The 25,167-nt window shown below is 41.4% G+C and carries 17 protein-coding genes; 8 read left to right on the top strand and 9 right to left on the bottom strand.

Going from position 1 to position 25,167, the window contains the following annotated elements; genetic code table 11:
• Positions 1 to 11: 11 nt before the first annotated feature.
• Positions 12 to 1,763: an ABC transporter ATP-binding protein gene (locus tag V7K69_RS02900; RefSeq protein ID WP_335031260.1), complete on the bottom strand. Its 1,752-nt coding sequence runs from the start codon at positions 1,761 to 1,763 to the stop codon at positions 12 to 14.
• Positions 1,764 to 1,969: 206 nt separating this feature from the next.
• The gene (locus tag V7K69_RS02895; protein WP_335031258.1) at positions 1,970 to 2,623 is read right to left on the bottom strand and encodes a hypothetical protein; all 654 of its coding nucleotides are present in this window, start codon (positions 2,621 to 2,623) and stop codon (positions 1,970 to 1,972) included.
• Positions 2,624 to 3,003: 380 nt separating this feature from the next.
• Between V7K69_RS02895 and galE the strand changes: the two genes are divergently transcribed.
• A complete protein-coding gene (galE, locus tag V7K69_RS02890; RefSeq protein WP_335031256.1) occupies positions 3,004 to 4,002 on the top strand; it encodes a UDP-glucose 4-epimerase GalE in 999 nt (332 codons plus the stop codon).
• 135 nt (positions 4,003 to 4,137) lie between these two features.
• Here the strand turns inward: galE and V7K69_RS02885 are convergent, their stop codons facing one another.
• Together V7K69_RS02885 and V7K69_RS02880 are read right to left on the bottom strand one after the other, a co-directional pair.
• Positions 4,138 to 4,839: a hypothetical protein gene (locus tag V7K69_RS02885; protein WP_335031254.1), complete on the bottom strand. Its 702-nt coding sequence runs from the start codon at positions 4,837 to 4,839 to the stop codon at positions 4,138 to 4,140.
• On the bottom strand, positions 4,814 to 6,061 hold the full coding sequence (locus V7K69_RS02880; protein WP_335031252.1) for an urease accessory protein UreH domain-containing protein: 1,248 nt from the start codon (positions 6,059 to 6,061) through the stop codon (positions 4,814 to 4,816). Before V7K69_RS02880 ends, V7K69_RS02885 begins: the two co-directional genes overlap by 26 nt.
• Before the next feature lie 576 nt (positions 6,062 to 6,637).
• Here V7K69_RS02880 and V7K69_RS02875 point away from each other — a divergent pair.
• Complete coding sequence (locus tag V7K69_RS02875; protein WP_335031250.1) at positions 6,638 to 6,808, top strand: hypothetical protein; 171 nt, start codon at positions 6,638 to 6,640, stop codon at positions 6,806 to 6,808.
• Between the two features lie 71 nt (positions 6,809 to 6,879).
• Here V7K69_RS02875 and V7K69_RS02870 read toward each other — a convergent pair whose 3' ends face one another.
• Positions 6,880 to 8,106 carry a hybrid sensor histidine kinase/response regulator gene (locus V7K69_RS02870; RefSeq protein WP_335031248.1) on the bottom strand — a complete coding sequence of 409 codons (1,227 nt, stop codon included), beginning with the start codon at positions 8,104 to 8,106 and terminating at the stop codon, positions 6,880 to 6,882.
• Positions 8,107 to 8,662: 556 nt separating this feature from the next.
• Between V7K69_RS02870 and V7K69_RS02865 the strand changes: the two genes are divergently transcribed.
• Positions 8,663 to 9,721: a M28 family peptidase gene (locus V7K69_RS02865; RefSeq protein ID WP_335031246.1), complete on the top strand. Its 1,059-nt coding sequence runs from the start codon at positions 8,663 to 8,665 to the stop codon at positions 9,719 to 9,721.
• Positions 9,722 to 9,836: 115 nt separating this feature from the next.
• On the opposite strand, the gene V7K69_RS02860 is transcribed toward V7K69_RS02865, so the two are convergent.
• Complete coding sequence (locus tag V7K69_RS02860; RefSeq protein ID WP_335031244.1) at positions 9,837 to 10,292, bottom strand: hypothetical protein; 456 nt, start codon at positions 10,290 to 10,292, stop codon at positions 9,837 to 9,839.
• Between the two features lie 652 nt (positions 10,293 to 10,944).
• Here V7K69_RS02860 and V7K69_RS02855 point away from each other — a divergent pair.
• Entirely contained in the window at positions 10,945 to 12,591 is a 1,647-nt protein-coding gene (locus V7K69_RS02855; protein WP_335031242.1) for an alpha/beta hydrolase, read from the top strand.
• Between the two features lie 965 nt (positions 12,592 to 13,556).
• Positions 13,557 to 14,288: a DUF6875 domain-containing protein gene (locus V7K69_RS02850; RefSeq protein WP_335031240.1), complete on the top strand. Its 732-nt coding sequence runs from the start codon at positions 13,557 to 13,559 to the stop codon at positions 14,286 to 14,288.
• Between the two features lie 282 nt (positions 14,289 to 14,570).
• On the opposite strand, the gene V7K69_RS02845 is transcribed toward V7K69_RS02850, so the two are convergent.
• Complete coding sequence (locus V7K69_RS02845) at positions 14,571 to 15,062, bottom strand: hypothetical protein (protein ID WP_335031238.1); 492 nt, start codon at positions 15,060 to 15,062, stop codon at positions 14,571 to 14,573.
• Positions 15,063 to 15,335: 273 nt separating this feature from the next.
• Between V7K69_RS02845 and nifJ the strand changes: the two genes are divergently transcribed.
• Positions 15,336 to 18,968 carry a pyruvate:ferredoxin (flavodoxin) oxidoreductase gene (gene nifJ, locus V7K69_RS02840; protein ID WP_335031236.1) on the top strand — a complete coding sequence of 1,211 codons (3,633 nt, stop codon included), beginning with the start codon at positions 15,336 to 15,338 and terminating at the stop codon, positions 18,966 to 18,968.
• A 145-nt stretch (positions 18,969 to 19,113) separates the two neighbouring features.
• Here the strand turns inward: nifJ and V7K69_RS02835 are convergent, their stop codons facing one another.
• Both V7K69_RS02835 and V7K69_RS02830 read right to left on the bottom strand, forming a co-directional pair.
• Positions 19,114 to 20,787 carry a hybrid sensor histidine kinase/response regulator gene (locus tag V7K69_RS02835; protein ID WP_335031234.1) on the bottom strand — a complete coding sequence of 558 codons (1,674 nt, stop codon included), beginning with the start codon at positions 20,785 to 20,787 and terminating at the stop codon, positions 19,114 to 19,116.
• 212 nt (positions 20,788 to 20,999) lie between these two features.
• A complete protein-coding gene (locus V7K69_RS02830; RefSeq protein WP_335031232.1) occupies positions 21,000 to 22,919 on the bottom strand; it encodes a GTPase family protein in 1,920 nt (639 codons plus the stop codon).
• Between the two features lie 215 nt (positions 22,920 to 23,134).
• On the opposite strand from V7K69_RS02830, the gene V7K69_RS02825 reads away from it, so the two are divergent.
• Both V7K69_RS02825 and V7K69_RS02820 read left to right on the top strand, forming a co-directional pair.
• The gene (locus V7K69_RS02825; protein ID WP_335031230.1) at positions 23,135 to 24,451 is read left to right on the top strand and encodes an AAA family ATPase; all 1,317 of its coding nucleotides are present in this window, start codon (positions 23,135 to 23,137) and stop codon (positions 24,449 to 24,451) included.
• The gene (locus V7K69_RS02820; RefSeq protein ID WP_335031228.1) at positions 24,436 to 25,068 is read left to right on the top strand and encodes an RloB family protein; all 633 of its coding nucleotides are present in this window, start codon (positions 24,436 to 24,438) and stop codon (positions 25,066 to 25,068) included. The genes V7K69_RS02825 and V7K69_RS02820 overlap by 16 nt, the downstream gene beginning before the upstream one ends.
• Positions 25,069 to 25,167 lie beyond the last annotated feature (99 nt).

Here is a 25,167-nt window from a genome sequence, read left to right as displayed (position 1 = left end):
CGGTCAAAACTTTAATGCAGTAATTCCTCAACTTGATGCTGGCTCCACAAAGTTCTGTATAAACCCTGTTGTTGTAAGAGTTCTAAGTGATTGCCTATCTGAACAATTTTTCCCTTTTCCATCACAAAAATCCTGTCAGCCGCAGCCGCCGCAGATAATTGATGGGTAATGAAAATTACTGTTTTGCGTTCAGTACCACTGGAGAGATTTTTGAGGATTTGCGTGGCTGTTTGATTATCCACACTAGAGAGAGCATCATCCAAAATTAACACTGGCGCATTCACCAGCATAGCTCTAGCTAAGGCAGTACGTTGTCGTTGACCACCAGAAAGAGTAATACCGCGTTCACCAACAAGAGTTTCATATTGCTGAGGAAAACTGTCAATTTCTGATTCAATTTTGGCAAGTTTAGCAACAGATTCTATCTGCTCTTGTTCGCTAATTGGATCGCCATAGCGGATATTATTCTTGATTGTAGTGCTAAATAGAAAACTATCTTGAGGAACGTAAGCGATCGCACCTCGTAAATCTGCCAAAGCTATTTTAGTAATATCCAGCCCATCTAAAAACAATTGCCCTGATTCAATATCCAACAAGCGCGGTAAAGCATTCGCCAAAGTGGATTTTCCCGAACCAATGGCCCCAACAATGGCCACGGTTTCTCCAGGAGCAATTGTAAAGTTAACGTTTTCTAAAGCTGGAGTAGAAGAACCAGGGTAACTGTAGCTGAGATTTTTCGCTGTCACTTCCCCTTTAAGTTCAGCTGCTGGTAGATGTATGGCATCGGCAGTGTCTTGAATTTTCGGTGTGACAGAGAGGATAGATTCCAGGCGATCTATACTAACTTCACCCCGTTGGTAGGCAGTAATTGTGAATCCTAAAAGGGCTGTGGGGAAAACTAGACGCTCTACATAAATTAACAGTGCTAAAAAGTCGCCAACCTGAAGCGCCCCAGAAGACATCCGCGCTGTCCCTAGCCAGATAATTACCAGCGAACTCACATTAGCTAGTCCACCAATTAGCGGAAAAAGTGTATTTCGGAGTTTTGCCAGTTCCAAGTTAGCAGTCAGTAGCTGCTGATTTTTCTTGGAGAAGGCTCGACGCTCGTTTGCTTCTTGGGCATAAATTTTAATTAAGGCAATGCCACTAATATCCTCCTGGATGAGTTCACTGATTTCAGAGAGTTGCTCTTGGACTGCTGCTTGTTGTTTGCGTAAGCGATCGCTAAACAGACTCACCAACAAGAGCATAAAAGGGTAAACTGCCAGAGACGCTAGCGTCAGATCCACACTAATCGCTAGCATAACTGGCAGTGTCAGGGCGTAGGCAAACACGGTATTTGCCAAACTCAAAACGGCAAAACCCAATAACCGTTTGATATTGTCCACATCACTGGTAGCCCGATTAATCAAATCGCCAGCAGTATTACTGGCAAAATAAGCCGGCTCTAGCTTGAGTAAGTGTTCAAAAATCCGTTGTTTCAGGTCAAATTCCACCTGACGACCCACCCCAAATAGCCAAATGCGTGATGCCATCCGCATTAGCCACATCGCCGAACTGAGCAATACAATTATTACTACATAATGTAGTATTTCATTCCAGTAGAAGGTTGTTGAGAGTTTATCAACACCAGCACGAATCAACCAAGGGATATAAACGCCCAGTGCATTGACAGACAACAAAGCGAGAATGCCTAATGACGCTTCCCGCCAATGGGGTCGTAAGTAAGCACTGAGTTTAGCGATTCGTCGAGATTTTGCCATTAAAGCAATTTTGCAACTTTATCATCCTAGATTAACTGCTAGCCCAAGCAGGCAGCTATGTACAGGGAATGGGGAATGGGGAATGGGGAACTTGTACTGAGCGCAGTCGAAGTATGGGGAAGGGAAAAACCTATTTGGGGACAGTGGCTAACTAATTCAACCCTTTGCCCTTTGCCCTTTGCCCTTTACCCCTTTTTTTTACTTTATTACCGTTGAACACGCAAGAACCTGTAAATTTCAACGAGATAACTTTCCCAAGTTCTTGTTGTCAATTGCAATGTTTCCGAATTTGGTACAAAGTCTTCAAGTCGTAAACCGCGTGTGCGAATATCTTGAGGATTTCCTTGTAATAAATAGGGAGGCACTCTCAGATTATAAGAAATAATGCTATCTCCTTTGACATCAGAGATGTTTGCTGTGGTGTTTGGTTGCCCTAATGCCACCAGTGTCCCAGATGTTGAGATAGCAGATGCTACAGATGTGTCACCTGTCATTGCTAGAGGTGCGCGATAAAGGAAATAGGCGACTGCTGGTGTACTTGCTAACAACAAAATTGTCAGTGCCCAACCTATCAAGTATCCTCCTGGTTTTTCGATTCCACCTCCTTTAATTTTTTGAGCAGCCAAAATCATCAGTAAAACAGAGGCCCCCAGAGGCTTGAGTGGAAAAGATAGCATTCTCCACAAAGATGCCACAGCTGGTTCACTGGGGTTAAGAAATGAAAGGGCTACGATTACCAAGATAACGACTAAGATTAATCGCCCTACAAAAGTTCCAGAGGGATAAAATCGCTGGAACAGAGAATATACGATAGTGCCAATCAGCAGCCACAGCAGTACCCGGCTTAGCAATAGAAACATAGATTAACTCTCAAATTTTCTGGTGCGGTGAGCCAGTGTGGTGGTAAGACAGTCCACTTGACTAGGGGTTTTCATGCCCCAGGAGGAACTGTCCTGCATGGTTTCCCTGTATAAAACAACTAGTGACTTCTTAGCCGCGACGCTAGAAGCGTCACCCATAAGGGTCAACCTAGAGGTTTCGGGAAATGGATTTATTTTATTGTCAAATTGTAATCGTACTGTTTGACTTAAAATACTTCAAACCTCACACCCAAAGACTACCGTCGTAGTGATTTTAGTTCAAATTTTTAACACTGCGCCTATTATTTATAATTTTCCAGAAGAGTAATGTGGCACCGGTAAACTAAATTAATTGAGTAATCCACTTAAAAGGAAAAACTATGTCGTCTGGAAAGCCTACCATTTTGGTAACAGGGGGAGCTGGATACATTGGTTCCCATACGGTGCTTGCTTTGAAGCAAGCGGGTTATAACGTTGTCATCCTTGATAATCTGGTCTATGGGCATCGTGACCTGGTAGAGAAGGTTTTACAGGTAGAACTGATTGTAGGGGATACAGGCGATCGCGCCTTGCTAGATCACCTATTTAAAACCCGTGATATTGCTGCTGTGATGCACTTTTCTGCCTACGCCTACGTAGGCGAATCAGTTACTGACCCAGCTAAGTACTACCGCAATAACGTTGTTGGTACTTTGACCCTGTTAGAGGCGATGCTGACAGCATCTGTAAAGAAATTTGTCTTTTCTTCTACCTGTGCTACCTACGGCGTGCCAGAATTTGTACCCATTCCAGAAAACCATCCTCAAAATCCGATTAATCCTTATGGCGCGACAAAGCTAATGGTAGAGCGGATTCTTTCGGATTTTGATGTTGCTTACGGTTTTCAATCAGTGCGTTTCCGCTATTTTAATGCTGCTGGTGCTAATCCCAATGGCTTACTCGGCGAGGATCACAACCCAGAAACCCATTTGATTCCTTTGGTGCTGATGACGGCTTTAGGTAAACGAGAGTCTATCTCAATTTTTGGCACCGATTACCCCACGCCGGATGGTACTTGTATTCGTGATTATATTCATGTTAACGACTTAGCAGATGCCCATATTTTGGGATTGGAATATTTATTAAAAGGTGGCGATAGCGAAGTTTTTAATTTGGGCAATGGTAGCGGCTTCTCTGTCAGAGAAGTAATTGCAGCCGCCGAACAGGTGACAGGAACTTCGATACCAGTAGAAGAACGCGATCGCCGTCCCGGAGATCCCCCAATTCTCATTGGCACCAGCGAGAAAGCCAGAACAATCTTAGGCTGGCAACCTCAGTATCTATCCATCGAAGATATTGTCGCTCATGCGTGGCAGTGGCATCAAAAGCGACATAAGTAGGGAATGGGGAATGGGGAATGGGGAATTGGCAAGAGGACTTGGGGACAAGGAAAAAGGGGGACAAGGGGAAAGACTTGTTTCAAGTTCTCACCTCTTGTCCCCTTGTCCCCTTGTCCCCTTGTCCCCAAGTCTCCCCTACTCCCCACTCCCTCCTCTCATGTTTCGCAGTACTACAACTAAGATGCCGATAAATCCGAAGATTGGCAGTGCGATCGCCCAAATGGGTAATTTCTGAGATTCACCCTCTACTAAATCACCATTGACATCTCGCTGAATTTGTGTACTTTGTGTAGAACCGCCTGCTACAGTAACTTCAAATTTGAAGTTAAAAGGTTTGAATCTTGCCCCAGAGACTGGTTTACCATTTAGTTGCAACTCATAAATACCTGGTTTGGGAAAGGTAATTTCTGTACCTGGAATACCTTGATAACGTTCGGCTGCTACAGCTTCTAACTGTGGTTCTAGCAGTGCAGGCTCTCCGGTTGCATAAGGTTCAGCATAAACAGCCAACCGACAATTACACTGTGACAGGGGAATAACCCTTCCGCCTCTGCGGGTAAGCGCAAACCAGACTTGGGAGGGTTCTCCAGCCCGAGGATTATCATTAGGCTCAATGTGGAGGGTGCCACCAACATCTCCAGAAACTTCCACCTTATGAGCAGATGCAGGGTAAAGATTAGTTATTGATATAACTAAGAAACTCAGGAATAATAAATACTTTATTGTTCCTTGGCTCTTCCAAAAAATGCCTTTGAGTAGTTGATGCCTCTGTTTTTGACTCGTTGGGATTGAGCCAGATAACAAGGATAATTTACCGCGATTTTGTTGGGGGGACATAAAACTTTTCTACGGCTAACTTTGACCAAAAAAAACGCGAACGCACTAGTAAGACACTGAGGGTAATAATTCCCATCAGTACTGCCGCTAAGTTATTTCCCCAAGTTGATTGCAAAGAACCCAGGTAATGGGAACCAATCAACACAGCATGAATAGCACTCAAGAGCAAGGCTGGCACACCCAATAGATGAATCTGTCGCCAACGCTTGCCCAAAGATTTCTGCAACGATTCCCAACTCGTTAAAGCGGCGGGGGACATTAATACTAATGCTACAGCACCCGCAGCCATACCCCACTGAAATTCTGGCGGCATAAAAGAAAAGGCGGCAAAATTCCATTGCAATGAGTGTTCTATCATGTGGAAGGTGTGAACCACAGAAAGCACAAAAGATCCCACCCCCAAGGCGCGGCGATAACGCAATGGTGAAGCCCACAACCCACTAATAGGACGCGCAATTAACGCTAACATTAAGCAGAATAAAGCGGTGTGCCCGGTGTAATCTACCATTGTGTCACCAGTCCGTAGCAGGGTAATGATGCCAATGGTGAGTGTCACCCAACCGCCTAATCTAAATAACTGACTGCGTTTGTCTTTACTTACCAAGGATGTGGAGATGCCTACACCTAGCATAGTAGGCAGGGTTCCCAATCCAAAAGCCAGCATGGTTGCCCCACCCATCCATAAATTGCCAGTTTCGACAGCTTTGATTTGGGCAGCATACAGGAAACCACAGGGCATTAAACCCCAAGTCATCCCCAAAAGTATTGGTGTCCACCATTTATTTTTAAAGGAAAGCTTAACCATTCTTGTGCTGAGGCGATCGTGTAACCTACCTTGTAATAAAGGATGTAGTACGGGAATACGCGGGAGCAAATCGGGTTTTACTTGTCCTAAACCAAACCAAATCAGCATCACACCAGTCAGAATTGCCATCCAGTGCCGAAAGTCGCTGCCGATACCCGCTAGCTGTCCACTTTGCAGCAATACCGAACCTAACGCCCCAATGCCAGCACCGACTAGAGCATAGCTCAACATCCGCCCCAGGTTTAGCAAAAGATGAAATTTTAATTGTTGTCGCCAAGTGTTCGGCTTTTCTGAGGGTGATGTCCCTTTCGGCTGATGAGATAGGGAAAATGCCACTGTTAAAGGGCCACACATCCCAAAGCAGTGCCCAAAACTCCCCAGGAACCCTAGGATTGCGATCAGCAGTAAATCTACCATAAAAAAAGTCCTGAGTTCTGAGTCATGAGTCCTGAGTGTCAGAATAAAGATTTTAAAGAATTAAGAAGAAATTGTTTTCTCTTCTATTTGCTCAGTACTCAGTACTCAACACTCCTCTAGTGCGGAACTTTAAGTGAAGTTGCGATCGCTGTCAAAAGACAAACTGTCAAACTTGATATTTACTTTAGGAAAGAAAAAGTAAGAAAACCTAGATGTAAACACTCGTATAATTTACTATACGAGCGTAAATTTTAAACTAGCACAATAGTATGTATCGTATATAATTATAATTTATTGTGTAGTGTATGATATTGATACCATCTTTTCAAAGTCTAAAATTTAGACATAATAACAATGGGGTACTTTTATTTGTGAAACATTCTATTAATGCTCAAAATAAACCTGAAAAATTTGAATTTCAAAAGGCTATGGAAGCTTATCAAAAAGTAAGTAGTAAGTATAGGAATGCACTTCGTGAGCTAGCTGAGTGAGCTGATGGCAGTTGCAGTGGTGGGTAGCAGAGGTAGTACCTTTTTCGAACAGCGTTCCTCACCATAAATTGTTGAGAATATTCCAGTGGAAACACCCCAACCACAGCCAGAGTTAAAGGAAGTAAACATTGCGCCGCAAGTGTCTGCTGACAGACTGTTAACCCATATCCAAAAGTTAAATTTTCAGCGCTACACAACAAAAAAGCGATCGCACGCTTGCAGTTATATCACAACTGAACTCACAAAATTATGCTGAAACCTATGTGGTTAATTATTTATTTCATTTCTGTATCTTATGAACTGTATAGAGATAAAGATAATATTCGCTTAAGATGATAATTTTGACAGGCTTAATGGTAGTATAACTGTGAATCTTGTCCAACCTTGAGTACTGGTAAATTCTATTGTACCTTGAAGATATTCTACAAGCTTCTTAACTAATGCCAATCCCAATCCTGTCCCGCCATGTTTCCAGAAATCGTTGTCAGGAATCCGGTAAAATGGCTCAAAGATTCGAGATTGATCTTTTTTAGGGATTATTACGCCAGAATTGCTAATTTTAATTTCAAAGAAGGGGATTTGAGAATCGATTTCTATCCCAGATCGAGCATCTTCATTAATGAAATCTTTTGTTAGGTAGATGATCTGAGCAGTTAATTGAATCTCTTCATCAGGAGGAGAATATTTGCAAGCGTTGTTGAGTAACTCTGATACAATTTTGGACAGAAGAGTTAAGTCGGTAACTATCGATGGTAAGTTTTGAGAGATACTAACCTGAAAAATTTGTTGCTGAGATCGAGCGCGTTCTCGGAAATACAAGGCTAAAGGAGGGAGCCAGTCTTGAAGTTTAAATGATCTTAATTCTAATGGATACACATCTGTATCAACCATTTGCATGGACAGCAGATTGTTCACCAAATCTAGTCCCTCTTCACACTGTTGACGCAGAATAGTTAGATAGCCAGCTATAGACTCAAATGGAGAAAGTAATTCTGAATTGAAAATGCCTTCTCGTTCAAGAATATTTTCTAGCACGGAGATTGTCATTTTGATATTCTTTAATGGCATTCTCATTTCATGAGAGGTGGTTGCTAAGAAATCCTCTTTAAACTGGTTTAGCCGTTGCAATTGTGATAATTGCTCTCGTTGATAGCAGTTGAGTGCTGTTTGAATCGCAACATAAAGTTGTTGTTCTTTGATAGGTTTGAGAATGTAACCAAAAGCAAATGTCAGTTTAGCCCGATCCACGGTGCTTTTGTCAGAATGTCCAGTGATGTAAACAACAGGGATTTGAAAACGATTCCAGATTAGTTCCGCCGCATGAATACCGTCCATTTCACCTTGCAACTGGATATCCATCAAAACCAAGTTTGGGAGTAATTCAGCAGCTTTCTCAATTGCTGTTTCTGCGGAATCAGCAATATCTGAAACAGTGTATCCTAGCAATTCTAAAGTTTCTTGTAAATTCAGAGCCAGGATATATTCATCCTCAACAATCAGAATCCGAACTGTCTCTGTTGTCTGAGTGTTTGATAAAATACTGTTCACATTCATAAGCTGCTTTCTCTTAAATAAATTTGGAAGTATATAAAAATAATAAAATGCTATGAGCTAGCTTTTGCACTCCGGGTGAAAACGCCAAAATATCGGAGTTTGGTTAAAAATTTATTTGAAAATCTGGGCATTTTATTTTTTCGACATCCCTGAACTTTGTTTGATACTGATAAACAATATGGGGGAATTCAAGGATTGATCTAGGTACTTACTTACCTTTGCACAGAGAATATAAGTTTTAATTCTTTTAGTATCAAACTTTAGAGCTAATTTAGCAGTATTATCTCAACCAATATATAACGTCATTATAGTTTTAGCAGAGAAAATCATATCTTGATCTGCTCTTGAATTATATGCACACCCCAGACAAACAACAACTTTAACCATAGATAATTAAACTTAAACAATATAAAGATTTTATGTGAGGCTAAACTTTGTTTATGTAGGGACAATTTATGAATTACCTCTCTAGCCTGTAGTTTTGCATCAGTCTTCTAGGCGTATCTTCAAACAGAAATGATATTAATCCAACTTGGATGAGCAAAGGATAAATCACATGAAAAAATGGATTTGGCTAATGCTATTGCTGCTAGTGACTGTTGCTGTGTTGGGTAACAGAGGTAACACGCTTTTTGAACAGCGTCCCTCACCAGGAATTGTTGAAAGCATTCCCGCAAAAACGCCGCAACCACAACTAGAGTTAAAAAAAGTTGATGATGCCCTACAAGTGTCTGCTGATAAGCTATTAAACCATATCCAAAAGTTAAATTTTCAGCGTTACACGACAAAAGAGCGATCGCTCACTCGCACTTATATCACAACTGAACTGAAAAAATTCGGCTGGAAGCCCAAATTAGAAAAGTTCTCTGAGGGTGTAAATATTTTTGCTGAACGTCTAGGAACTAACAAAGCCGCTAAAGCAATTCTCGTCGCAGCGCATTACGATACTGTTGCTTTATCTCCCGGTGCTGATGATAACGCTAGTGGTGTAGCTGTAGTGCTAGAAGTTGCGCGGTTGCTTGGTTCTCGCCCCACAGCACGGACATTACAACTAGCTTTTTTTGACCAAGAGGAAACAGGACTTTTGGGTAGTCAGGCTTTTGTGAGCAAGACAGCACACTTGCAAAACTTAGGCGGAGCGATCGTTATGGATATGGTTGGTTATGCTTGTTACACTGTTGGGTGTCAGAAATACCCGGCGGGTTTGCCAGTTACCCCACCTAGTGATAAGGGCGACTTTTTGGCAGTGGTTGGTGATACAGAACATTTGCCTTTGCTGAATGTCTTTCAAAACTCCTCAACCGCATTGAATAAACAAGAATCAAATTTGCCAGCAGTCTTAACATTACCGATTCCTTTTAAAGGTTTACTGACACCAGACACTTTACGTAGCGATCATGCACCATTTTGGTATCAAGGTGTGGGTGCTGTGCTAGTGACAGATACAGCAAATTTACGGACTCCGCACTATCATCAATCTAGCGATGTTCCGGCGACTATCGAGCGATCGTTTTTTACAGGAGCAGCGCAGATTGTGGTCAATGCTATCAGTAACTTGTTAAATAAGAATGAGGTCTTGCAAAGTCAACCACCAAGCGGAGTGAATAATTCCTAATTAAATAAAAATAGGACTTACGCAACAGTACAGGCAGTAGGGGCAATAAGCTACTTTGCGTCTAAAATCAGGGTTTTGAATATTGTTTGCGTAAGTTCGATTAAACAACAAATGACTAATTAGGCGTAGCGGTAGTAGTATTTGGTTCAGGTAAAGTCAACGTCCAGTTCTGTTTATCATTGATTTGGAAGTACAAACCTTGGAAAATGAGCCGCAAAGCCGTTCGAGTTCTAACAAACTTCTGCACCAAATAAGTTCCTGGTTCAGCAGAGACACCATTAAAGTTTTTTTTATAACCAAATTGTTTTGAACAGTAACTGCCGGCACCTTGGACTGTTACTACAAAAAATGGAGCTTGTTTGTATTTATTAGGAATCATAAAGATTCCATATACATGGTGACGACCACGCCACGGCTGAACAATAACCTTAGTAGCATTTACTTGAAGTTTTTTAGTTTTTGATACTAAAAGATCCCCGAAATTACAATCAGAATTATTCACAGGCCACCACAGTGTAATAATACTCAGGGAGAGTAGCAAAATTAAAATATAGCGGAGTCTGCGACGCATAAAGTCAAGAAAAATTGTTGATGCGGCTAGTAGAATTGAATGAGTAATGATTGATAGTGCAGCTACAGCAGACTATCGATCTGCAACACCTTCTAAAAGGCAAAGACAAAACATTAAGCGGCCGTTTAAAATGTGCTGTCAAAAAAATTGCATTCACTCAATTTTGAACTTTAGTTTCTAGATGACCACATACATAAATCTAGTTGCTCTGGATAAATGATTTTTGATTGTTGCTAACAAAATTTTGACATTGCTGAAACTGAGATAAATGCTGAAACTTTTGTAACTAAGAGAATTTTGTATCTAATAATTCAAAATCCAAAATCTAAAATTTGATGAGGATATCAGCCGACAAAAAGTGCAAATTGGAGATGCGATTGCTTCGCCTGTTTTAGAGTTTCCTTACAGTATTAAACCTAGCGGAGAAACAATCAGACTTTTGTGGCTGTTAACACTGATTCATGCTCAAATTTTTAGCTGTGATGAATTCTACAATTCGTTATTTTTGATAAGCTTTAATTGCTTTGTGCAGATCGGGGCAATTCCTATCAAGTTCAGGAAAAATCTGTTTTGATTTCTGAACGATTAAAGGGGTAGTCAAATACACAAATATTCGTTATATTCCCCTAAGTAGCAGTTGGTATAAATATTTATGGGAAGAAGTTGGAGAAGTCTTAAGACAATTGCAGGTTTATTTAGTGCAATTGTACTTACACAGTTTGGGGTAAATACTTCGGCTGTTGCAGCTGACACCGTTGTTGTGCGTTTGGGTTTATTTACAGAATCCATATCCCTTACTGAGTTGCAAAACGCTGCCAAAACAGGAGAATTGCCTGCGAGCTTGCAGTCTTACACTAAAGGATTATCTGAACAACAACGCCGCTTTTTATTAGGGGCACTAACTATGAATATACCGATGAACGTTGTCACAATTAATAAGCTGCTTAATACTCAGATTGGCACATCTATTCTCAATGACTTCGCTACAGCTTTAGCTCGAAAGGATAATGCTGGGGTACAAGCACTGAGAGGAGGATTGGTATTAGGCTCTACTGCGCCGCAGGGTCTGTCTATATTGAGTTTTATCGCTGCTTATCCGAGTAAACGCTTAGAAATTGATTTACCAAAAGCTTTTATAGTTGCAAGGAGTTTGAATACAGCTTTTTGGCGCACGCAGCAATTTATGCTCGCCATTGCTCCCCGAATCGACTCGACAACACCGCAGATCGCTTTCCCTTTTGATCCCAGCCAATCAGGAACGTCTCAAGTAAAAATACTCAACTTAAGCCTGAATGACCAAAAGCGCCAACGCAAAATTCCAGTTGATATTTACTGGTCAAATGATGCAACTACCAATAAACCCTTAATTGTCTTTTCTCACGGCTTAGGATCAGTCCGCACGGACTTGCGTTACCTAGCAGAACATTTAGCATCACACGGTTATGTAGTAGCTGCTGTAGAACATCCTGGTAGTAATGAGGATAATATTAATTCTGCATTACAAGGCAAAACCAGACCTGTGAAGCCTCAAGAGTTTTTAAATCGTCCTCAAGATGTTAGTTTTGTTCTCGACGAATTAGAAAAGCTCAACCAAACAGCTAATCATCCCTTACAAGGGAAACTTGCAACCATGAACGCGATGGTTGTTGGTTATTCTTTCGGTGGTGGTACAGCTTTAGCACTGGCGGGAGGGGAGTTACAACTAGAACGGCTCAAACAACGCTGCAAAAAGAACCTGGCTATCTTAAGTCTAGGAGAAGCTATGCAGTGCATCGCCCAAGAACTGCCAGAAAATACCTATCAATTACGGGATATGAGAATAAAACAGGCGATCGCTCTCAATCCTACAACTTCTCTAATTTTTGGCGAAACTGGGTTAACTAAGGTGCAAATTCCGACTCTAGTGTTAGCAGGTTCCGCAGATAAAACCACCCCAGCTTTAACTGAACAGATTGTGGGATTTGACAAAATTCCATCCCCCAAATGGCTAGTTGGTATAGTTGGGGGTACTCATCTAAGTGTAAAAGATCCCAGTAAAACTATGGATCAAATTGGACAACCCAATACACCCATTAGTGGCGGTGAAGTTGTAGGCGAACAAGCAGTAGATATTCGCAAGTACCTTAAAGCTATAACTTTAGCGTTTGCTGCACAGATGACACCAGAAGCTAAAAACTACGCTGTGTTTCTGACACCAGATTATGCTCAGTTTGCTTCGACTAAAGCATTTCCATTTCGCCTAATTACGCAGATTCCTTCTGATGCTATGGCAGTGGTGAAAGAATTTGCTGATAAATAAGGAACTGGCAATTAAACCAATATTTAATTATGTAAGGGAGCCAGTTACTACAACTTTGGTTCCCAAACTTGCCCAAACTTGTAGTAACTGGCCTTGTCTTATTCTTTAATCTGTCGCAGTTAATTATACAAAATCTCTGGAGATTTTTACTGAATAATTCTTAATTCCTCTCTTCCTTTACGCCATTCTTTGGGAGATGCAGCGCGTTGGCACAAGCCTTTCATAGAAATGAGAGTTCATTTAAATTAAGCGCATCATCATAAAGAATAGCAACACTTCCGCATTGACAGGAAAGATCAAATATAGATCAATCCGCTTTAGCTATTGTCAAAAAGCATAAACTGTGTAGGGCGATTCATGTAGATACAAAGCAGCTGCTATATTAGTTCTCAAATCGAGTATCTGAAGGATATTGCCCCTACAGTACAGATGTATTTAGCATCAGAAAATGATTGATAAAAATCTGAAATGGCATTTTTAAGTTGATATAGAACATGATTCTTGTGTACAGTACGTAAGTACTAAATAAGTATACTAAACAATGGTTATAATGCCTTCTCCTAGCGAAGACACTAAGGAGGAAAGGCAAAAACAAGTATTTAGACAAAAATCTATTTGTATAAAAAATACTAACTTGATATTAGGCTGTTAAGGAAAAACTAAATTTTTACAGTAAAAATAACTATTTAGATATAAACTTTATAATATCTTTGTTGAAAATCATGCAAGCTTAAGAGTGTAAAAAATAAGAGCATCTACTGGATAATACATGATGTATGTCTTTTAGCTCAAATACCAAAAAGCAATAAACACAAATTACTTTGTGTGAAAACATCTTCGTGTATTGATTGGGGGATTTTTTTGACTAGCAAAAATGCCTTAGAATTTTTATTTGCTACAACCTAAAAATAAACCAAAAATAAAAAAATTAAGGCTTGTTTTGTTTACTTAGATAATAGTTAGTTTTGGCACATAATTTGGATTCAGATTTCAAAAATTCTTCTATTTCACCTAAGCTGATGCAACTATATACAATTCTTGAAATCGAACAACTCCAGGAATATGAAGACCGTCCTTACTTACTTGAAACTATAAAGTGGGTGAAAAGTTTTTTAGCAAGACCTCATCCTAAGTTAGGAAGACCCGGCGCAGTTTGCCCTTTTGTACCTCATTCTCTCAAGTCAAACAGTATTCGTCTAGCAGTTATTCGTACCAAATATTTGTATCCAGAACAAATAGAAGAGATTGTTGGACGCTATAAAGATATCTTTCTGAAAATGGAAGTCAAAGAGCAGGAGTTAGCAATAAATAAAGCTTTTTTACTTATTTTTCCTGATGTTCATATAGAGGACGCTTGTAAATTAATAGATAGTGTTCAACAAAAACTTAAACCTTTGTTTGTTGAGTCAGGACTGATGATAGGAGAATTTCATAAACGTAATGAAACTCCTGGTATGCATAATCCAGACTTTCGTCCACTTCGTAGCCCTATACCCTTATTGGCTATACGGTTTATGGTTGAGGCTGACCTCCCCTTTCTTCTGAATCCGGCTGATCCACGTTTACGTATTAGATATTTGGAAGCTTATCTAAAGTGTTTTGATAACAAATTTACGGATGAAACAAAATTTAGAAATGCTCATCAAGCATTGGCTTTAGCCAAAGAGCAACTTAAACAAGAAAATTTGGTGCATTAGTCAAAATTTAGAATTATGGATACTCTACCCATGAAAGGATAGAGATTTATAAATGGAAGGTGTGTTGTAATGTTGCTAACACACCTTGCTTGTGTAGCAAGGCTAAAATAGTGTATTAGACGTAGGTTGGGTGAAGCGGAGCACAACCCAACCTAAAATGTTGTATTAGATTTTGTAGTTTAGTTCGAAGTAGGAGACCCAACACCCCGATTAATGTTGGGTTTCGTTCCTCAACGCAACCTACATTTAATACCCTATTTTAGACTTGAAATAACCCTTAACTTAATTACCTTCCCCGATCGCTATAAAATTAAAAGACGATTTTTCTTTCTTAACTTCCAGTTGTGCAGAAGTTGAGCCAGACTGTTGTTTAACTTCCAGATCCCATATAGAAACTTGGAACTTGTTGAGGTCTGTATCCTTAACAACAATTTGATTATCTGCTCCCCAACCATTGAGAGTGGTAACTACAACTGGAGTAGTCACAAAAGGTTGTAAAAACGTAATTACATACAATCCTGGTTCAGATGATTGAACTTCAAATCCTTCACCGACCTGTTTTGTTCCATCATCACTAACTGTTCCGTAAATAATTTTTTGTGCCATATTTTTCTCGACTTTTTCATCTGGGAATTTCTCTGTATAGTATACCTGCCAAAGTGTATCAATGTGTTGAGGGCACACTAACCCATTCTGTTGTGCTTGTGAATAGGTCAGGATTTGCAGCAATTGGTACATGGAGCGATCGCAGTTCAGCTTAAATTTCGCAAACAAAAATATTCCCGAACCTATACCCCACAAAAAAGAATTAATTATCTCAAAGCCTTATCTAATCAATACTTGGGTTATTGAGTACATGATTAAGACATATTAATAGATGCGTTATTTCAGATGAGATATTCATATATGCAGTATTTATTTAAAGTTAACTCAAAAGCGCATAATAAACTGCTTGCTTGGCAATGCCTACCTGACTCTGGCTATTTTTAATTCTTCTATTTACGTGTTCTGATAATGCAGTTGAGAGACGGGGACAAAAATCATATTATGAACAAAACATTTGCAACCATTGATGGAAATGAAGCTGTCGCCCGTGTTGCTTACAAACTAAATGAAGTGATTGCCATTTATCCCATTACCCCCTCTTCAGCAATGGGTGAATGGGCAGATGCTTGGTCAGCAGAAGGTCGTCCTAACCTCTGGGGTACTATTCCCAGTGTCGTGCAGATGCAAAGCGAAGGGGGAGCGGCTGGTGCTGTGCATGGGGCATTACAAACAGGTTCTCTGAGTACTACCTTCACGGCATCTCAGGGATTATTGTTGATGATCCCTAACTTCTACAAAATTGCTGGTGAGTTGACTAGTGCTGTGGTTCACGTTGCTGCGCGTTCCTTGGCTACCCACGCTTTATCAATTTTTGGCGATCATAGCGATGTCATGGCAGCCCGTGCTACTGGTTTTGCCTTACTGTGTTCCGCTTCGGTGCAGGAAAGTCAAGATTTTGCTCTCATCGCCCATGCTGCGACTTTAGAGACGCGAGTCTCGTTTATGCACTTCTTTGACGGCTTCCGTACTTCCCATGAAGTGCAGAAAGTTAAACTGCTTGTAGATGATGATTTGCGATCGCTCATCCACGATCATCTCATACTCGCCCACCGCAGCCGCGCCCTCACCCCAGACCGTCCAGTCTTGCGCGGTACTGCCCAAAACCCTGATGTCTACTTCCAAGGACGGGAAGGCGCTAACCCTTACTACAACGCCTGTCCAGAAATTGTCGAACGTATCATGGATCAATTTGGAGAACGCACGGGAAGGCATTATAAAATCTATGAATATTACGGGGACAATGATGCCGATCGCGTTATCGTTCTTATGGGTTCAGGCTGTGAAACCGTCCATGAAACAGTAGATTACCTGAACGCCCGTGGTGAAAAACTGGGTGTGCTAAAAGTCCGGCTTTATCGCCCCTTTGATGTGCAAAGGTTTGTTGCAGCATTGCCCAATAGCGTCAAAGCGATCGCAGTTCTCGATCGCACCAAAGAAGCAGGTAGCGCCGGAGAACCTTTGTATTTGGATGTTGTGGCTGCTATCCATGAGGCGTGGGGAGAAGAAGCAGGGGAGCAGGGAGCAGGGAGCAGGGGGGAGGATCTTCTCCCTCGCTCCCTGCCCCCTGCCCCTCTGCCTAAAATTATTGGTGGTCGTTATGGTCTTTCTTCTAAGGAATTTACGCCGGCGATGGTGAAGGGGATTTTTGACAACCTTGCCGAAGCTAAACCGAAGAATCATTTTACTATTGGGATTAATGACGATGTTACTTACACTTCTCTAAGCTTTGACCCTAACTTCTCGACAGAATCGGATAACGTTGTCAGGGCAATGTTCTATGGGTTGGGTTCAGATGGAACAGTTGGGGCTAACAAAAACTCTATCAAGATTATTGGTGAAGAAACCGATAATTACGCCCAAGGCTACTTTGTCTTTGATTCTAAGAAATCTGGCTCAATGACAGTTTCTCACCTCCGTTTTGGCAAAGAGCCAATTCGTTCCACCTACTTGATTGACCAAGCCAATTTTATTGGTTGTCATCATTGGGGATTTCTGGAACGCATAGATATTTTGAAAGCTGCTATTCCTGGGGCAACTTTACTGCTTAACAGTCCATACAATGCAGATAACGTCTGGGAGAATTTGCCGTTGAAGGTACAGCAGCAAATTATCGATAAGCATTTGAAGTTATACGTAATCAATGCTAGCCAGGTTGCCCGTGAAAGTGGCATGGGTGGCAGAATTAACACCATTATGCAGGTCTGTTTCTTTGCCTTAGCTGGAGTCTTGCCGCAAGAAGAAGCGATCGCTAAAATCAAACAAGCGATTGAGAAGACTTATGGTAAAAAAGGCGCAGAAGTTGTCCGCATGAACCTGCAAGCTGTAGACAACACTCTAGACAACTTGCATAAAGTAGATGTCCCACCAACAATCAACAATCCAAAATCCGAAGTCCAAAATCCAAAATTGCTAGACTCTGCTCCCGAATTTGTCCGGGAAGTTCTAGGCAAAATCATGATTTGGGAAGGTGATGATTTACCTGTTAGCACACTACCTGTTGATGGCACATTCCCTGTAGGTACTGCCAAGTGGGAAAAACGTAATGTTGCCGAAGAAATACCTGTGTGGGAGCCGGATGTCTGCGTTCAATGTGGGAAGTGCGTAATGGTTTGTCCCCACAGTGCCATTCGTGCCAAAGCTTATCAAGCTGATGAGTTAGTGAATGCACCAGGAACCTTTAAGTCAACTGCTGCAAAAGATAAAGACTTTGCCAATCAAAAATTTACCATTCAAGTTGCCCCAGAAGACTGTACAGGATGTACTATTTGTGTAAATATTTGCCCTGCTAAAGATAAATCTGAGCCATTGCGGAAAGCGATTAACATGGCGCAGCAGTTGCCTTTGCAAGAGCAAGAGCGGAAAAACTGGGATTTCTTCTTGAGTTTACCTAATCCTGACAGGCGATCGCTAAAATTAAACCAGATTCGCCAACAACAACTGCAAGAACCTTTATTTGAATTCTCTGGTGCTTGTGCAGGTTGTGGTGAAACACCTTATTTAAAATTATTAACACAATTGTTTGGCGATCGCGCCGTCATCGCCAATGCCACAGGTTGTTCCTCAATTTATGGTGGCAATCTCCCCACAACTCCTTGGACAACCAACGCCCAAGGACGCGGCCCCGCATGGTCAAATAATCTATTTGAAGATAACGCAGAATTTGGTTTTGGCTTCCGCCTCTCCCTCGACAAACAAGCTGAGTTTGCAGCAGAATTGTTGCAAAATTTGGGGAGTGAAATAGATGAAAACCTTGTCTATTCCATCCTCAAAGCTGAACAAAAATCTGAGGCTGACATTTGGGAACAGCGCGAAAGAATAGAACTGTTGCAGCAGAAGTTAGATGAAATTGTAACTTTCGATCCTAATCTAAAATCCAAAATCCAAAATCTCAAATCCCTTGCAGACTACTTGGTGAGAAAAAGCGTCTGGATTGTTGGCGGTGATGGTTGGGCTTATGACATTGATTTTGGCGGCATCGATCATGTAATTGCCAGTGGTCGCAATGTCAACATCTTGGTGATGGATACAGAAGTGTATTCTAATACAGGCGGTCAATCTTCTAAAGCTACGCCACGAGCCGCAGTTGCTAAATATGCCGCCAGTGGCAAGCCTGCGCCGAAGAAAGACTTAGGCATGATTGCTATGACCTACGGGAATGTCTACGTAGCGAGTGTAGCTCTTGGTGCTAGAGATGAACATACTCTCAAAGCATTTTTGGAAGCAGAAGCTTATGATGGGCCATCAATAATTATTGCTTACAGTCATTGCATCGCCCACGGCATTAATATGACTACCGGGATGAATCACCAAAAAACTCTGGTAGAATCAGGTCGTTGGTTGCTGTATCGGCATAATCCAGAGTTGCTTAACCAGGGTAAAAATCCTTTGCAATTGGATATGCGATCGCCTACGCAATCTGTAGAACATTCGATGTATCAAGAAAATCGCTTCAAAATGCTCACCAAGAGTAAACCAGACGTAGCCAAGCACTTGTTAGAACAAGCGCAAGCTGAGGTAGATGCACGTTGGCAGATGTATCAATATTTGGCAAAGCGCGATATTCCCACAGCATAAGAGGCAAGGGGGCAGGGAGCAGAGGGAATAGGGGACTCGCTCGAACTCTTGGAGAGGCTGTGCCAAAGATAAAGCTCTGTTACCACTTCGCTAGTAAAAGTAATTTCCTCCTTCCCCCTGCACCCTGCCCCCCGCCCCCCTACGCTTACGCACTCACCAGAAAGTATCGATCAATTTCTGCTGTAAGTATTTCAAAGTCTACAGGCTTGGTCAAGTGGCATTTAAAACCAGATTTAAGCGCAAGTTCCTTATCTTCCTGCCCACCGTAACCGGTGAGCGCAATCAGAATTGAGCGACTAAATTTAGAGTCTTTACTCAGTTCCTGTGCAACAGCGAATCCATCCATTTCGGGAAGTCCGATGTCGCAAATAATTACATGAGGCTCCAACTCTCTTGCAGTTTGTACACCTAAAATTCCATTCTTAGCAATGGAAACTTCATGCCCGAAGTGTTCAAGTACTGCTTTTAATGTTGTAGCAGAATCGTCATTATCTTCGATGACTAAAATCTTCAACGATTTTTTAGCCGCCTCCATAGTCTCCAGGTCATTGTCCAAGGTTGTAATCTCTTTGCATACAGGGAGAGTAACTTTGAATTCTGCTCCCAAATTGATCCCTCTACTTGAGGCTTCAACATTCCCACCATGAAGTTCGACAAGACTTTTGACTACCGAGAGTCCCAAACCTAGCCCACCCCTCGAACGGTCTAAACTGCGATCGGCCTGGGTAAACGGCTCGAAGAGTTCTGGTAAGATTGCCGGTTCTATCCCTATACCTAAGTCTCTTACAGATAAAGCTGCTAAACTGCCTGAGCCATTTTCACCTGGAATACATGAGAGATCCACCCAGATTGTCCCATCTGGTTTTGAAAACTTTAAGGCGTTATCAAGAAGGTTCCCAAAAATTTGAAAGAATCGTGTCGGGTCAACATAAGCCCATACGGGCGTGTTTGGCAAGTCTTCTACTACGTTAAGATTCCATCTTTTTATTGCTTGTGCATGGTCATTAAGACTCTGGCGAACCAATTCCACCAGATTAACCTTCTCAAGGTTCAATGAAATCTTCCCGTAGGTGATAGCCGATACGTCAAGTAACTCATCGATCAATTTCGAGAGGTGCTTAATCTGATGCTGCATCATTAAAACTGTTTCTCCAACTGCACCAGTCATGCCCAGCTTCAATTTGAGAAGCTGAACCCCGTTCGAGATGGGAGCAACGGGATTCCTCAACTCGTGAGCTAGCATCGCAATGAATTTGTCTTTCAGCGCGTTTTGGTTCGTAAGTTTCTGGAAAAGTTGCACGTTAGCGATCGCCACTGCTGTAGTGTCGGTCAAAATCTCAAGCAGTTCTATTTCTTCAGATGTGGCTAGGTGTGGTGTACTCCAGTAGGCTCCGATCGCACCTAGTGGATCAGCAATCCGTATAGGAACCATCACTAAACTTTTGACAAAAGTCACTTTGTAAGCGTCTAGAGGAATCCGAGCATCCTGGTAAATGTCCTGAATCACAGCTGCTTGTTTATTGAGCATTGCCCAACCAGAGATGCAAGACTTGAGTGGAAAACGCATACCTTTCCAAAGTGGCCCGATGGCGTTTTCATCAACATAGTGGCAGCATTCACCATCCCGCAGTACAAAAGTTACTCCATCAGCATTTGTGAGATCGCGGGCTGCCAAACGCACAATCTCAATAATTTCCTCAATAGTCCGCACACAAGCCAAATCTTTTACGACTAAAAGCAGCCGATTGTAAGATGAAATACTATACCTCTGATGTGAATTTTGTTCTTTAGAGATGGAGGTTTGTAATATATTTTTCATAAACAACTCCGAACAAATAAGGATGTCTAAAAACTCAGGTAAAGCGGGTAGGTTTCAACAGACACCTACTCTTAATCGTAATCTTAACTTTGATGTTAATAGTACGAGATGTTACCGTATTTTGTGTTATATTTTTTACAAAAATAAATTTACTCGTATCTAACAAGTAAAGATTCTGAGTTTACTAAAGGGGCTAATGTAACTTGTAGTCTTTATTTAGCGATCGCTAAATAATATTCAAATCGCTCCCGGAGTTTTTCAACCGTTAGATTCTGAGCCCAGTACTCGACTAGGGCATGACCAAATGCCCAGGCGTTGCGATCGGGTGAAGTGGAATTTTCTAGCAGTAGCGGCCAGAGGGATAGTAATTCAAAGTTGAGCAGGTTAGAGTTAGCTGTATTCAAAAGCGAGAAAAGCTCATAAGCCATTTGGAGTTTGCCAATCACAATTGGTAATTGTTCCACAGGAATTTGCTCTGCCAGAAGATAGGCTAGGGCTGGAGATCCTGTTGAGAGCGTAGAAACAAACTGGAGGACGGGACTTTTGAGCAATGCCGTTAGTCCCTGTGTTGTCGCCATCTGGAAGGTATAGTGGTCGATGATTTTGGCGGCGGCGACAGTACGGGCTTCGAGATTACGTAAAAAGCGGGCGAGACGGAGTTGTTTGGTAGGTGCGATCGCATCTACTAATCCTAGTGAAAGCGCCTCCACTCCCCAAGCAACTCGACCTGTTTTGCTGTCACCTGTCACCAATGGTAGAACTAGATTACAGAAGTTTCCCAGCAATTTGGCGCGATACTCAGTAGCTTCCCGAATGGCAACTTCTTTTGGACGATCGCCCCATTCCCAATCGTAAGGCGGTTGCCATTCACGGATGGGACGTAGCCGATCTACCTGAGTGACGATCGCGATCGCAGGTAAATCTGCAACTTCTGCTTTTATATCTTGCAGAAAGTCTACATCCATTTGCAGGGCAGGATCGAGGGCAGGGGTGACTAACAGCAGCAAATCTGCATCGATAGCATAATCAAGCACCAGGTTTCGCAGATCAGCATGGTTGACTTGTTCGTAGCCAGGCGTATCTAAAAGCGTCAATGTTTCACCACTTTGAGTTTGCCATTGATAATTTTGAATGCGATCGGTACTGGGCAAAACATCAACGGCTGCTAAATCTGCCTGAAATAGCGTGTTAATCAGGCTACTTTTTCCTGAGCCTGTGCGCCCCACCAGCAGAATATTCACGGGTTTTTGCTCAACTACCTTGGCTGGTTGAGCTTGAGTCAGTATTTCTCGGAGTGTTTGGGTTTTTGCCTTGGGTAAAGGTGGTGTAGATACTACAGTTGCTGAAACTGGTAATGTACTACGCCCGTAGAGGGCGATCGCTTGTCGACACAAGTTTTTCAGAGCAGCTTCTCGAAATAACTGGTTCAAATTCCCCAATAATTGCTGAGTTGCTTGGTTACTAGAACCCTGGCTGGCTTGTTTTGCCACCGCCGCCACCGGATTTAAAAGCCACTGTGCCCAGTTCCAAGCTTTCCAAAATTTTCGAGCCGATGGCTCCAACTTTCGGTAGACCTCATATCCTTGGTATGCTTGCCCAACCGTCACCTGATTAAGAACTGGGGATAATTTTTGCATCCACTGATCCATATCATCCACCGTTCCCCGAATCAGTCCGTAAGCCTGGGGGACGTAAATATTCAGCAGAGGATATTGAATTTGAGGATTGTAGATATGAGCGATCGCTACAACTAAATCCTGGCATCGCGTCCAAAAAGTTTGCCAATCTTCCCAAATCGGGCGATCGCTTTGTGACGCTTGTAGGATCTCTTGGAGTGCGGCTTCTGCAAGCTTTGTGACATCACTTCCTGCTGGTGGTCTAACTGTATCCTCTACTACCGATTCTAATTCTTCTTGAACTTGAGCTAATACAGCTTCCACTTGGTTAACAACTGGTTGAGTCCATTTTACGAGTAGCCAGCGCCAACCAACGAATAAAAGGGTAAACACACCCCAAATCCAACTAATACCCCACGCATGAATTTGTGAACCGGCGGCTACCAGTAAGAAAATAATGATAAACGCGATCGGGATTGCCAAAACGACCCACTGCCACGGTTTTAATCGCACCATTGCCCCATACCTGCTTTGGTTAGACTGCTTATATTCCCATTGTCGATCTAAATCTGGTGGTGAGTTGTGGATTAATGGGTGTATTAAAGTGTAGTAATAGCTTACACTAGCTGCGAGTTCATGTGATTTGTTGTGGTAGAAGTGGAGATTTGCCTACCTTTAAGATAATATTTACGTGAATAAATCACAAAAAAGCACGTTGTGCGCCTTGAATTATGCTTGTAGATTTTACAGTCGAAAACTACCGATCAATTAAAGAACCTGTAACACTAAGTGCGGTTGCTCAAAAACAAAGCGATCGTCAGACAAGCCAAAGCAGCAAACGCAAACGGGTAAAGTCAGATCATGGAATTGCACCTGGATATCATGTTGAAGGATGGGACATTGAGCTTTTACCTGTTCTAGCAATTTTTGGGGCTAACGCATCAGGCAAGAGTAATGTTATCCAAGCTTTGGATTATTTATTGCTCATAATGGCTTATGGCACACAGGAAGCAGTGCAATTCTACAGAATCTTAAAATATGCAAAACTAGACCCTTTTAAATTAGATAGTACCTCTGATCAAAAACCTACAAGATTTGAATTAAGAACTTTATTCGATAATAATATCTATACTTATTCACTAGTAATTAATAAGAATAATATCATCTCAGAAAAATTAGACTATGCTTTAAACACAACTAAACGGACTCGTCGTTTATTTCATCGTCAATGGGATGAGAGTGACAAAAAAATTGTATGGAAAACTGGTGATGATTTTGCTGGGGCACATAATCAACTTCAGGATAATATTAGAGAAAATGAATTATTTATTAGTACATTAGTAAAGTTAAAAGTAAATATAATTAAGTCTTTTATAAATTGGTTGGGAAGTGGATGGCGCGGAATTAGCTTAGGAAGTGAAGATTTTGACCGTGTTTCGATTACAGTTATACAAGATGCTAGTATTTATGTATTCAATGAATTACTTAAGCAAGCATTAAATATTGTACAAAAGTCTGACACGGGACTCTCTAGAATAGAGTTAAAAAAGAAATCTGATGCTCAGGCTGACTACAACATATATGCTGTACATAATACTAATGATGGTAACGAAATACAGTGGCTTTTCGATGAAGAGTCTCTTGGTACTCAACGTTTATTTTATTTAGCATTCCGGGTAGTAGCAGCTTTGAACATAGGTGGATTGATAATTGTTGATGAATTAGGCACAAATATTCATCCTAATATTGTAAAAAGTATTATCAGAATATTTCAAAATCCTAAAACAAATCCCAAAAACGCTCAACTGATTTTAACTAGTCACGATAATACCTTACAAAGAAATAACTTATTACGACGTGATCAAATTTGGTTTACACAAAAGCGCCCTGACCAAAGCACTGAGTTGTATCCTCTGACTGATTTTCATGTGCGAAATGATTTGGCGATTGACAAAGCATATTTAGATGGTCGTTTTGGGGCCGTTCCGTTTCTGCCATCTGAAGAGGAAATGATTTTACAGGGTGATGAGCAGTGCCAAGAAAGTTAAATCGTCGCCCACCTAGCAGGAATATTGCTCAGAAAATACTAATTGCTTGTGAAGGAAGTAAAACAGAACCAATTTATTTCAATAGTATCCGCAATGAATTACGTTCATCAACTTTAGATATTATTGTATTGCCTCATCAAAACAAAACTGATCCACGTAGCATTATTGAAAGACTCATCGAAGAACGACAGCAGAGAAAAGATAACCAGCAGTGGAGTACAGAAGATGAGGCTTGGGCTGTTTTTGACGGAGATGAGCATATTGAAAAGAGTCTGGAAAATTGGCAAAGTGCAATAAATCGGGCTACAAGCCAAAAGATTAATCTCGCAATTACAAATCCTTGTTTTGAACTCTGGTATCTAATTCACTTTCAAGACCATTTTGCACAAATCAATCGTGACAGGTTAGTTAATTTACTCGGCAAGCATATACCCAACTATGACAAATCAATGTGCTTGTATCCAAAACCATTGAAATCATTAACTGAACAAGCGATTCAACGTGCTGAGAAGATGGCAAAGGAGATAGAACGGAATGAATTATCTGAGCATTCAAATCCCTGCTGTAGTGGCTTGCCTAAACTGATTAGTAGTTTATTAAGCTTAGAGAATAGTTAGAAAAATTGTAATCGACCACGGGGCGATCGCAAATTACAAGAAAGTAAAACCCATTGACATCAAAGAGTTAGAGTTCAAAAGAAGCAGACACCAAACTAA

Origin of the sequence: Nostoc sp. (genome assembly GCF_036917775.1) — a bacterium.
Taxonomy (GTDB): domain Bacteria; phylum Cyanobacteriota; class Cyanobacteriia; order Cyanobacteriales; family Nostocaceae; genus Nostoc.
This window is presented reverse-complemented; position numbering and strand designations above follow the sequence as displayed.

What these genes read in the sequence shown, in the direction of transcription:
- V7K69_RS02900 (WP_335031260.1), bottom strand. Translation starts at nt 1,763, where the DNA reads ATGGCAAAATCTCGACGAATCGCTAAACTCAGTGCTTACTTACGACCC.
- V7K69_RS02895 (WP_335031258.1), bottom strand. Translation starts at nt 2,623, where the DNA reads ATGTTTCTATTGCTAAGCCGGGTACTGCTGTGGCTGCTGATTGGCACT.
- galE (WP_335031256.1), top strand. Translation starts at nt 3,004, where the DNA reads ATGTCGTCTGGAAAGCCTACCATTTTGGTAACAGGGGGAGCTGGATAC.
- V7K69_RS02885 (WP_335031254.1), bottom strand. Translation starts at nt 4,839, where the DNA reads ATGTCCCCCCAACAAAATCGCGGTAAATTATCCTTGTTATCTGGCTCA.
- V7K69_RS02880 (WP_335031252.1), bottom strand. Translation starts at nt 6,061, where the DNA reads ATGGTAGATTTACTGCTGATCGCAATCCTAGGGTTCCTGGGGAGTTTT.
- V7K69_RS02870 (WP_335031248.1), bottom strand. Translation starts at nt 8,106, where the DNA reads ATGAATGTGAACAGTATTTTATCAAACACTCAGACAACAGAGACAGTT.
- V7K69_RS02865 (WP_335031246.1), top strand. Translation starts at nt 8,663, where the DNA reads ATGAAAAAATGGATTTGGCTAATGCTATTGCTGCTAGTGACTGTTGCT.
- V7K69_RS02860 (WP_335031244.1), bottom strand. Translation starts at nt 10,292, where the DNA reads ATGCGTCGCAGACTCCGCTATATTTTAATTTTGCTACTCTCCCTGAGT.
- V7K69_RS02855 (WP_335031242.1), top strand. Translation starts at nt 10,945, where the DNA reads ATGGGAAGAAGTTGGAGAAGTCTTAAGACAATTGCAGGTTTATTTAGT.
- nifJ (WP_335031236.1), top strand. Translation starts at nt 15,336, where the DNA reads ATGAACAAAACATTTGCAACCATTGATGGAAATGAAGCTGTCGCCCGT.
- V7K69_RS02835 (WP_335031234.1), bottom strand. Translation starts at nt 20,787, where the DNA reads ATGAAAAATATATTACAAACCTCCATCTCTAAAGAACAAAATTCACAT.
- V7K69_RS02830 (WP_335031232.1), bottom strand. Translation starts at nt 22,919, where the DNA reads ATGGTGCGATTAAAACCGTGGCAGTGGGTCGTTTTGGCAATCCCGATC.
- V7K69_RS02825 (WP_335031230.1), top strand. Translation starts at nt 23,135, where the DNA reads ATGCTTGTAGATTTTACAGTCGAAAACTACCGATCAATTAAAGAACCT.